The organism is Rhodanobacter sp. PCA2, from assembly GCF_013620825.1.
In the GTDB taxonomy this organism is placed as follows: domain Bacteria; phylum Pseudomonadota; class Gammaproteobacteria; order Xanthomonadales; family Rhodanobacteraceae; genus Rhodanobacter_A.
This window is the reverse complement of record NZ_NJIC01000049.1, coordinates 42,141-51,049: the sequence shown is the minus strand read 5'-3', so window position 1 is coordinate 51,049 and position 8,909 is coordinate 42,141. Positions and strand designations below refer to the sequence as shown.

Genomic DNA, 8,909 nt, shown 5'->3' with positions numbered 1-8,909 from the left:
TGGCGAGCACGGTGCGCGCGCCCTTGCCCTGGCGGCCTTCGAAGTTGCGGTTGGAAGTGGACACGACGAGCTGGCCCGGTTGCGCCAGGTCGCCGTTCATCGCGATGCACATCGAGCAGCCGGGCACGCGCCACTCGGCGCCGGCGGCGCGGAACACCTCGTGCAGGCCTTCCGCCTCGGCGTCGCGGCGCACCGCTTCGGAGCCGGGCACCACCAGCATGCGCACGCCGGCGGCGACGCGGCGGCCGCGCAGCACGTGCGCGGCCTCGCGCAGGTCGGACAGGCGCGAGTTGGTGCAGCTGCCGACGAACACCACGTCCACCCTGGTGCCCTGCATGGGCTGGCCGGCGTTGCTCTGCATGTAGTCGAGCGCGCGCTGTTCCATCGCGTTGCGCGCGGCGGGCACCGGCGTGTCCATCGCGATCGCCATGCCGGGATGCGTGCCGTAGGTGACGGTGGGCTTCACCGCGGCGGCGTCGATGCGCACCTCGCGGTCGTACTGCGCGCCGGCGTCGGTCTTCAGCGTGCGCCAGTGCGCCACCGCCTTGTCCCAGGCTGTGCCCTGCGGCACGCGCGGGCGCCCCTTCAGCCAGGCGAAGGTGGTTTCGTCGGGCGCGATCAGGCCCGCGCGCGCGCCGGCCTCGATCGACATGTTGCACACCGTCATGCGCTCTTCCATCGACAGCTTCTCGATGGCCGCGCCGCGGTATTCGATGACGTGGCCGGTGCCGCCGTCCACGCCGATGGTGCCGATGATGTGCAGGATCAGGTCCTTCGCGCCCACGCCGGGCGGCAGCTCGCCGTCGACGTGGATCGCCAGCGTCTTCGCCTTGCGCTGCAGCAGGCACTGCGTGGCCATCACGTGGCCGACTTCGGTGGTGCCGATGCCGAAGGCCAGTGCCCCGAAGGCGCCGTGCGTGGAGGTGTGGCTGTCGCCGCAGACGATGGTGTCGCCCGGCTGCGTGGCGCCCAGCTCGGGGCCGATCACGTGCACGATGCCGCGATCGGCGCTGTCCCAGCCGTGCAGCTCGACGCCGAACTCGCGGCAGTTGGTTTCCAGCTGGGCCACCTGCGCCTGCGCCTCGGCGTTGGCGTAGGGATGCGTGCCGTCGGCGTTCGTCGGCAAGGTGGGCGTGGAATGGTCCAGCGTGGCCAGCGTGCGATCCGGGCGGCGCAGCTTCAGGCCGCGCGAGCGCAGCTCGTCGAAGGCCTGCGGCGAGGTGACCTCGTGCACGAGATGCAGGTCGACGTAGAGGATCGCCGGCGTGTCGGCGCTCTCGGGCGCGACGACGTGGGCGTCCCATACCTTCTCGAACAGCGTGCGTGCGGCCGTCATGCCGATGCCTCCACCGTGGCGGGCTTTTCCTGATGCGTGCGACCGGAGGCATTCGCGTTGACGTAGTCCAGCCAGCCCCACTTGTCCGTGGTGCGTCCGTCGAACAGGCCGAAGAACGCATCGCGCAGCGCACGCGTCACCGGGCCGGGCGTGCCGCTGCCGACCGGCTTGCGGTCCACCGAGCGCACCGGGGTGATCTCGGCGGCGGTGCCGGTCATGAACACTTCGTCGGCGGTGTACAGCGCCTCGCGCGGCAGGTCGCGTTCTTCCACCGCGATGCCGAGTTCGGCGGCCAGCGTGATCACGCTGTCGCGGGTGATGCCGGCGAGGATGCCGGCGCTGGACGGCGGCGTGAGCAGCTTGCCGCGCTTCACCAGGAACAGGTTCTCGCCCGCGCCTTCGCTGAGCAGGCCGTTGTGGCCCAGCGCGATGCCTTCGTCGTAGCCGCCGCGCCGTGCTTCCATGCCGATCAGCTGGCTGGACAGGTAGTTGCCGCCGGCCTTGGCCCAGCTGGGGAAGGTGTTCGGCGCGGGGCGGTTCCACGAGGACACGCAGACATCGGCGCCGCGCTCGGCGGCGTCGCCCAGGTAGGCGCCCCATTCCAGCGCCATGATCGCCACTTCCACCGGCGCGCCGTCCTTCGGCAGCACGCCCAGGCCGCCGGCGCCGCGGAACACGATGGGGCGCACGTAGGCGGATTTCATGCCGTTGGCGCGGATCACGTCCATGCAGGCCGCGTCGATCTCGGCCTCGCTGTAGCCGATCTCGATCTCGTAGACCTTGGCCGACTCGAACAGGCGCCGCGTGTGGTCGCCAAGGCGGAAGTAGGCCGGGCCGGAGGGCGTGGCGTAGACGCGTTCGCCCTCGAACACCGAGGAACCGTAGTGCAGCGCGTGCGCGCTGACGTGGACGTTGGCTTCGGCCCAGGGCTTGATGCGGCCGTTGTGCCAGAGGAAGGCGGTGTGGCTCATGGAGGTTTCCCGTGCTTACAGATGGGCAACGACGACCGGCGCGGATGCCGGGGCCTGCCGCTCGATGCGGTTGACGATGGCCAGCGCGGCCTGCGCGGTGGCTTCGATGATGTCGGTGCTGACGCCCTGGCCGCGCCAGTCGCGTTCGGCGTGGCGCGCCACCAGCTGCGCGTGGCCCTGGGCGTCGCCGCCCTCGCTGACCGCGCGCACCTGGAACTCGGTGACGTCCAGCGTGCTGCCGGTGGCGCGCTCGATCGCGCGCAGCACCGCGTCCACCGGGCCGTCGCCGATCGCCGCCTCGCCGGCCTCGCGGCCGTCGTCGTGGCGCAGCTTCACCGAGGCCGAGGCGCTGCCGCCCAGGTGCGTGCTGGTGCCCAGCTGCAGCAGGCGCCACGGGCCCTGCGCATCCGGGTCCTGGCCCAGCGCGATGGCTTCCAGGTCCTCGTCGTGAATTTCGCGCTTCCTGTCGGCCAGCGCCTTGAAGCGCGCGAAGATGTCGTCCATCGCCGCCTCGTCCGGCGCATGGCCCAGCGCCTGCAGGCGCTGGCGCAGCGCGGCGCGGCCCGAGTGCTTGCCCAGCACCAGCCTGGTCTCGGCGATACCCACCTCCTGCGGCCGCATGATCTCGTAGGTGCCGCGGTGCTTGAGCATGCCGTGCTGGTGGATGCCGGACTCGTGCGCGAATGCGTTGGCGCCCACGATGGCCTTGTTGCGCTGCACGTTCTGACCGGTCAGTTCGGTGAGCAGGCGCGAGGCGGGGTAGAGCTTGCGGGTGTCGATGCGCGTGTCGGTGCCGAGCCATGCGCCGCGCACCTTCATCGCCATCACGATTTCCTCCAGCGCCGCGTTGCCCGCGCGTTCGCCGATGCCGTTGATCGTGCATTCCACCTGGCGCGCGCCCGCGCCCACCGCGGCCAGGCTGTTCGCCACGCCCAGGCCCAGGTCGTTGTGGCAGTGGCTGGAGAACACCACGTGCTTGCCGCGCTTGACGTTGGCGATGAGGTAGGCGAAGCGCTCGGCGATTTCCGCGGGCATCATGTAGCCCACGGTGTCGGGCGCGTTCAGCGTGGTGGCGCCCGCGGCGGCGGCGGCGTCGAACACCTCGACCAGGAACTCCGGCTCGGTGCGCATCGCGTCCTCGGCGGAGAACTCCACCTCGTGCGCCAGCTTCATGGCCTGCTCCACCGCGGCGACGGCGGTGTCCAGCACCTGCTGCTTGCTCATGTTGAGCTTGTGCTCGCGGTGCAGCGGGCTGGTGGAGAGGAACACGTGGATGCGCGAACGCCTGGCCGACGCCAGCGCGCGGCCCGCGCTGTCGATGTCGCCCGGCACGCAGCGCGCCAGTGCGCAGGCGGTGGTGGTCGTGAGCATCCCGGCGATCTGTGCGACCGCAGCAAAGTCGTCCGGCGACGCCTGCGGGAAGCCCGCTTCGAGCACATCCACGCCGAGCGCCTCGAGCATCTGCGCCATGCGCAGCTTGGCGCGCCGGTCCATCGAGAAGCCGGGCGTCTGTTCGCCGTCGCGCAAGGTGGTGTCGAAGATGCGCACGTGCTCGGCGGCTACGTCGCCGCCTTCGTTCTGCTCGTCGTGTTGCGGGTTTTTCATCGCTGGCTCCGTTGTGGAACGGGCCTTCAGGCAACAAAAAACCCCGCGCCGTGTTCGGTGCGGGGTTCTTTGGGTGATCTCAGGTTCGTTTTCTAGCTACCTGGACGCATGCCCTCAGCCCGCACCTCCGTTGGTAATGAGGAGTACGAGTACAAGGCCGAGAAGGAGTGCGCCGCGCAGCTGCAATATGCCGGCGACCGTCGTGAGACGGGTCGTTCCGGTGCTGTGGCGGGGGCTGCTGCGCTGCGACATGTGTTCGACCCTACGCCATGCGTTTCCGGCTTGTCAAACTTTTTTTCATGACGATTTCGCAGATGCGGCGCCGCGTGGGCTTTCGCGGCATATGGGCGGCTAGGCGTCCATACGTCCGAATCGCGGATTTCATGCGGAAACGCCGCGGCGCGTTCGTCCGCCGCGGCCGGACCATGCGGCGGCGCATGTGGCAGGCCGGGTCGGCGCAGGCAGATGGGCCGACCAGAAATGAGCGATGTAAGCGTTTCCGGATTTCTCCGGATCTTCCGCCTTGGCGACTGCGTTTGGGACGATTTCCTGTCCAGCGCCGAAACTTTGGTTGTTGCGGCGCGCAAGTTCTTTATTGTGAAAGACAATGCCTTGATTTGGCCGATTTCGCATACGCATCGACTTTGCTCGCGGCTTTTGCTGTTGTGTCGCAGCAAAAGAAGTTGTTAGCAGCCGCTTTACAAGCGTTCGTGAAAACGTTTACGTTCGGCTCCCCGGCGCCAGACAGAGAGGTGCCGCACGGGTCGGGAGGGCATCCAGGTGACGGCAACCATCAAGGACGTCGCACGCGAGGCCAGGGTCTCGGTGGCCTCGGTATCGCGCGCCCTCAATGGCACGGGCGGCGTGACCCCGGCGACCGCGCAGCGCGTCCGCGAGGCTGCCGCGCGGCTGCGCTACGTGCCCCACAGCGCCGCCCGCAGCCTGATCACCCGGCGCACGCACGCGGTGGGCGCGCTGATGCCCGACCTGCACGGCGAGTTCTTCTCCGAGCTGATCCGCGGCATCGACCTGGAGGCGCGCTCGCACGGGCTGCACCTGCTGGTGTCCAGTTCGCACAACGGCACCGAGGACGCGGCGGCTGCGCTGCGCGCGATGCAGGGTCGCGTGGATGGCATCGTGATCCTGTCCTCCCCGCGCGTGGATGCGGAGTTCCTGAAGGCGAACCTCCCGGACGGCCTGCCCGCCGTGCTGCTCAACAGCGACGTCAGAGCGGGCGCGGTCGTGCTGAACATCGACAACTTCGCCGGCACCTACGCGATGGTGCGCCACCTGGTCGGCCTCGGCCATTCGCGCATCGCCTTCATCAGCGGCCCGAAGGACAACTTCGACGCCCAGCAGCGCGAGGCGGGTTTCCGTGCGGCGATGGGCGAGCTGGTGCCGAAGGCGCCGCTGCGCATCGTGGCCGGCGACTTCGGCGAAGCGTCCGGCTACCAGGCCGGGCTCGAACTGCTGGCGTCGAAGACGCGGCCGGAGGCCGTGTTCGCCGCCAACGACATGATGGCCGTGGGCTGCCTGCAGGCCTTCAAGGAAGCCGGCGTCGACGTGCCGGGCGAGATCGCCCTGGCCGGCTTCGACGACATCCCGATCGCGCGATACGTCACGCCGCCGCTGAGCACGGTGCGGGTGCGCATCGCGGAACTGGGCAAGAACGCCATGGATCTGCTGGCCGACCTGATGGACCGTCCCGGTTTGTCGGCAGCATCGGTGCACACGCTCGGCTGCGACATCGTCGTGCGCGAATCGTGCGGGGCAAATCGGGGCGGGGCGGCAGCAAGCACAAGCACAAGCACAACCAAGAAGATTCGCGATCCGTCGAATCGTTGACGACATTTGGAGGGGAGTTCATGAGTACCTACAGATCTTTCAAGAAGCGCCTGCTTCCGGCCGCCGTCGCTGCAGCGATGGTGGCCTCGTTGCCGGGCATCGTGTATGCGCAGTCGGCCGACGCCACCTTGCGCGGCAAGGCGCCTGCGAACGTCACCGTCACGGCGAAGAACGTGGCCACCGGCTCGGTGCGCGTCACGCGTACCGACAAGGACGGCAGCTACGCGCTGGTGGGCCTGAAGCCGGGCACCTACCAGGTCGATGCCGGCCCGGGCACCGAGCGCACCGTCACGCTGAGCGTGGCCTCGACCGGCACCCTCGACCTCGGCGGTTCGGCTCCGGCGGCGAACGAAGCGAACGCCAAGACGCTCGGAGCGGTCACCGTGAGCGGGACGGCCCTGCAGGAAGTGAAGACGTCCGAGATCGGCTCCACGGTGTCGTTGCACCAGATCGATACGACGCCGCAGATCACGCGCAACTTCCTGGAGTTCGCCGATACCGTCCCGGGCATGGCGTTCCAGACCGAGAACGGCAAAACCTCGATCAAGGCCGGCGCCCAGCCCAGCAGCAACGTCAACGTCTACATCGACGGCGTGGGCCAGAAGAACTACGTCCACGGCGGCGGCCTCTCCGGGCAGGCCGGCCCCAACCACGATGGCGACGTGGGCAACCCGTTCCCGCAATTGGCGATCGGCGAGTACAAGGTCATCACCTCGAACTACAAGGCCGAGTACGACCAGATCGCCTCGGCGGCGATCACCGCCGAGACGAAGTCCGGCACCAACGAGTTCCATGGCGAAACCTTCTACACCTTCACCAGCGACAGGCTGCGCGCGGAAACGCCTGCCGAGGCGGACGCGCACAACAAGGCCCGCGGCGTCAGCAGCGAGTACGGTGGCGCGTTCGGCGGCCCCATCATCAAGGACAAGCTGCATTTCTTCGTGACCTACGAGGCGAAGAAGTTCTCCACCCCGACCACCACCACCGGCGCCACGCAGTCCTACAACAATGTGCCGTACAACACTTTCCTGCCGCCGGATGCGCGCGCCCAGCTCGGGCCCAGCGCCATGCCGTTCAAGGAGAACCTGTACTTCGGCAAGATCGACTGGGAGCCCACCAATCGGGACCGTTTCGAGCTGAGCACCAAGATCCGCAAGGAAACCCAGGTTTACGGCGCGGGCACCACCACGGCAGCGTCGGCGAACTACAACTACCGCAACAACGACAAGCGCATCGACGCGCGTTGGCAGCACAGCGCCGACAGCTGGTACAACGAGCTGATGTGGAACTACGAGAGCACGCTCGACTCGCCCTCGGCGATCAGCGACGCCCCGGCGGTCACCTACTTCTGGAACGATCCTGCGCCGAACGCCACGATCCTCACCATCAACGGCCAGGATCCGCGCCAGTATTTCGAGGCGCGCCAGAAGGGCCACACGATCCAGGACAACCTGACCTTCAACGACCTCAGCTGGCACGGCGACCACGTGGTCAAGATGGGCGTGAAGTACAAGGAGGTCGAACTGACGGACCGCGACAGCTCCACGGCCGCCAACTATTTCTACAACGTCGGCCCGAACGGCACCGAATCGATTCCCTGGAAGGTCGTGTTCGGCAAGGTGAACTCCGGATTGCCGTTGACCGCAACGTCGAAGAACAAGCAGTTCGGGACGTACATCCAGGACGACTGGGCGGTCAACGACAAGTTGACGCTGAACCTGGGCATCCGCTGGGACTACGAGAAGGCGCCGCAGTTCCTGAGCTACCGCACGCTGCAGCCGATCGTCGACGCGGTCTACGCGCCCACCTACGTCTTCAACGGGCAGACGATCAACCATTCCTACGCCGATAGCCTGGCTGCCGGTGGCGTGAACATCGCCAACTACATCAGCAACGGCCACAACCGCAGGGCGCCGAAGAACGAGTTCCAGCCTCGCGTCGGCTTCTCCTACGACCTCAACGCCGATGAGCAGCACGTGATCTTCGGCGGCGTCGGTCGCGCCTACGACCGCAACCTGTTCGACGTGATTTCGCTGGAGAACAGCAAGAACGCGCTGTCCGAGCCCAGCGTCTACTTCGAGAATCCCACCGGCCTCAACGCCTGCGGCCCCGGGATGGCCGACAACCAGAGCTGCTTCGTCTGGGATCCGAAGTACCTCAACGCGGCGAACCTGCAAAGCCTCGGCTCCGGCGTCAGCGAAGTCGACATGATCAACAACAACATCAAGGCGCCATATTCCGACCAGTTCAGCATCGGCATGCGCAACAAGGTGGGCGACTGGAACACCAGCGCCACGCTGTCGCGCATCATCCAGTACAACGGCATAGTCGGCGAGCTCGGCAACCGCTATCCGAACGGCAAGTTCTATACCTATGGCACGTTCAACAACCAGTGGGGCGGCGCCGGCGTGCCGGGGATTGGCGGGCTGATCCTGTTCGACAACGGCAAGACCACCTACAACACCCAGCTGTTGCTCTCGGCGGAGAAGCCCTATACCCGCGAGAGCGGCTGGAGCATGACGATCGCCTACACGCACACGCACGCGACGCAGAACCGGCTGTATTCCGACGGCTATGCGTTCGACCTGCCGAACATCAGGGACTATCCGTTCCAGCTTTCCAGTGCGGCACCCAAGCACCGACTCGTCGTCACCGGCTCCGTGGACGTGCCCTGGGGCATCACCCTGGCAGGCAAGCTGACGCTGGCCACGCCCACGCCGGTGTCGGCCATTTCCTGCTGCAACCTGTATCCGAATGCGGTCGGCGCGCAGCATGAAATGTCGGCGGCATGGCCGGTCGTGGGTATCCCGCGGGGCGGCCGTTTCCTGATCGGCGGCCCGATCTTCGGATACCGGGACATCGATCTGCAGGCTTCCAAGAACATCCCGCTCGGCCATGGTTTCGTGATGCAGCTTCGCTTCGATGCGCTGAACGTGCTGAACTTCAAGAACTACGCCGACACCGCGGACTTCTACACCGGCGCGATGTATCAGCCGTACTACAACAAGATCGGGAACATCTACGGGGTGCCACGCACCTACAAGCTGACCGCGGACATCAAGTTCTGACCGGTCGGCTCGCGGCCCGTCCAGGCGGGTCGCGTTCCCTGCGGCGACGGTCGCGTCGACCGTCGCCGCGGATCCGTGGGCCGC

General features: G+C 67.3%; 5 protein-coding genes. 2 read left to right on the top strand and 3 right to left on the bottom strand.

Features of this window, described 5'->3' with window-relative positions; genetic code table 11:
- The 3 genes from leuC to PCA_RS15560 form a co-directional block, all read right to left on the bottom strand.
- Positions 1 to 1,336 (bottom strand): 3-isopropylmalate dehydratase large subunit (leuC, locus tag PCA_RS15570; RefSeq protein WP_181303576.1); only part of this gene is annotated, 1,336 nt, incomplete at its 3' end.
- On the bottom strand, positions 1,333 to 2,307 hold the full coding sequence (locus tag PCA_RS15565) for a branched-chain amino acid transaminase (protein ID WP_181303526.1): 975 nt from the start codon (positions 2,305 to 2,307) through the stop codon (positions 1,333 to 1,335). The genes PCA_RS15565 and leuC, both read right to left, overlap by 4 nt.
- Positions 2,308 to 2,322: 15 nt before the next feature.
- Complete coding sequence (locus PCA_RS15560) at positions 2,323 to 3,912, bottom strand: 2-isopropylmalate synthase (protein WP_181303525.1); 1,590 nt, start codon at positions 3,910 to 3,912, stop codon at positions 2,323 to 2,325.
- A 780-nt stretch (positions 3,913 to 4,692) separates the two neighbouring features.
- On the opposite strand from PCA_RS15560, the gene PCA_RS15555 reads away from it, so the two are divergent.
- Both PCA_RS15555 and PCA_RS15550 read left to right on the top strand, forming a co-directional pair.
- Entirely contained in the window at positions 4,693 to 5,757 is a 1,065-nt protein-coding gene (locus tag PCA_RS15555) for a LacI family DNA-binding transcriptional regulator (RefSeq protein WP_181303524.1), read from the top strand.
- 20 nt (positions 5,758 to 5,777) lie between these two features.
- Positions 5,778 to 8,825 (top strand): TonB-dependent receptor, encoded by a 3,048-nt coding sequence (locus tag PCA_RS15550; protein ID WP_181303523.1) that lies wholly within the window; start codon positions 5,778 to 5,780, stop codon positions 8,823 to 8,825.
- Positions 8,826 to 8,909 lie beyond the last annotated feature (84 nt).

Coding starts and splice junctions, on each gene's coding strand:
- PCA_RS15565 (WP_181303526.1), bottom strand. CDS start 2,307: ATGAGCCACACCGCCTTCCTCTGGCACAACGGCCGCATCAAGCCCTGG.
- PCA_RS15560 (WP_181303525.1), bottom strand. CDS start 3,912: ATGAAAAACCCGCAACACGACGAGCAGAACGAAGGCGGCGACGTAGCC.
- PCA_RS15550 (WP_181303523.1), top strand. CDS start 5,778: ATGAGTACCTACAGATCTTTCAAGAAGCGCCTGCTTCCGGCCGCCGTC.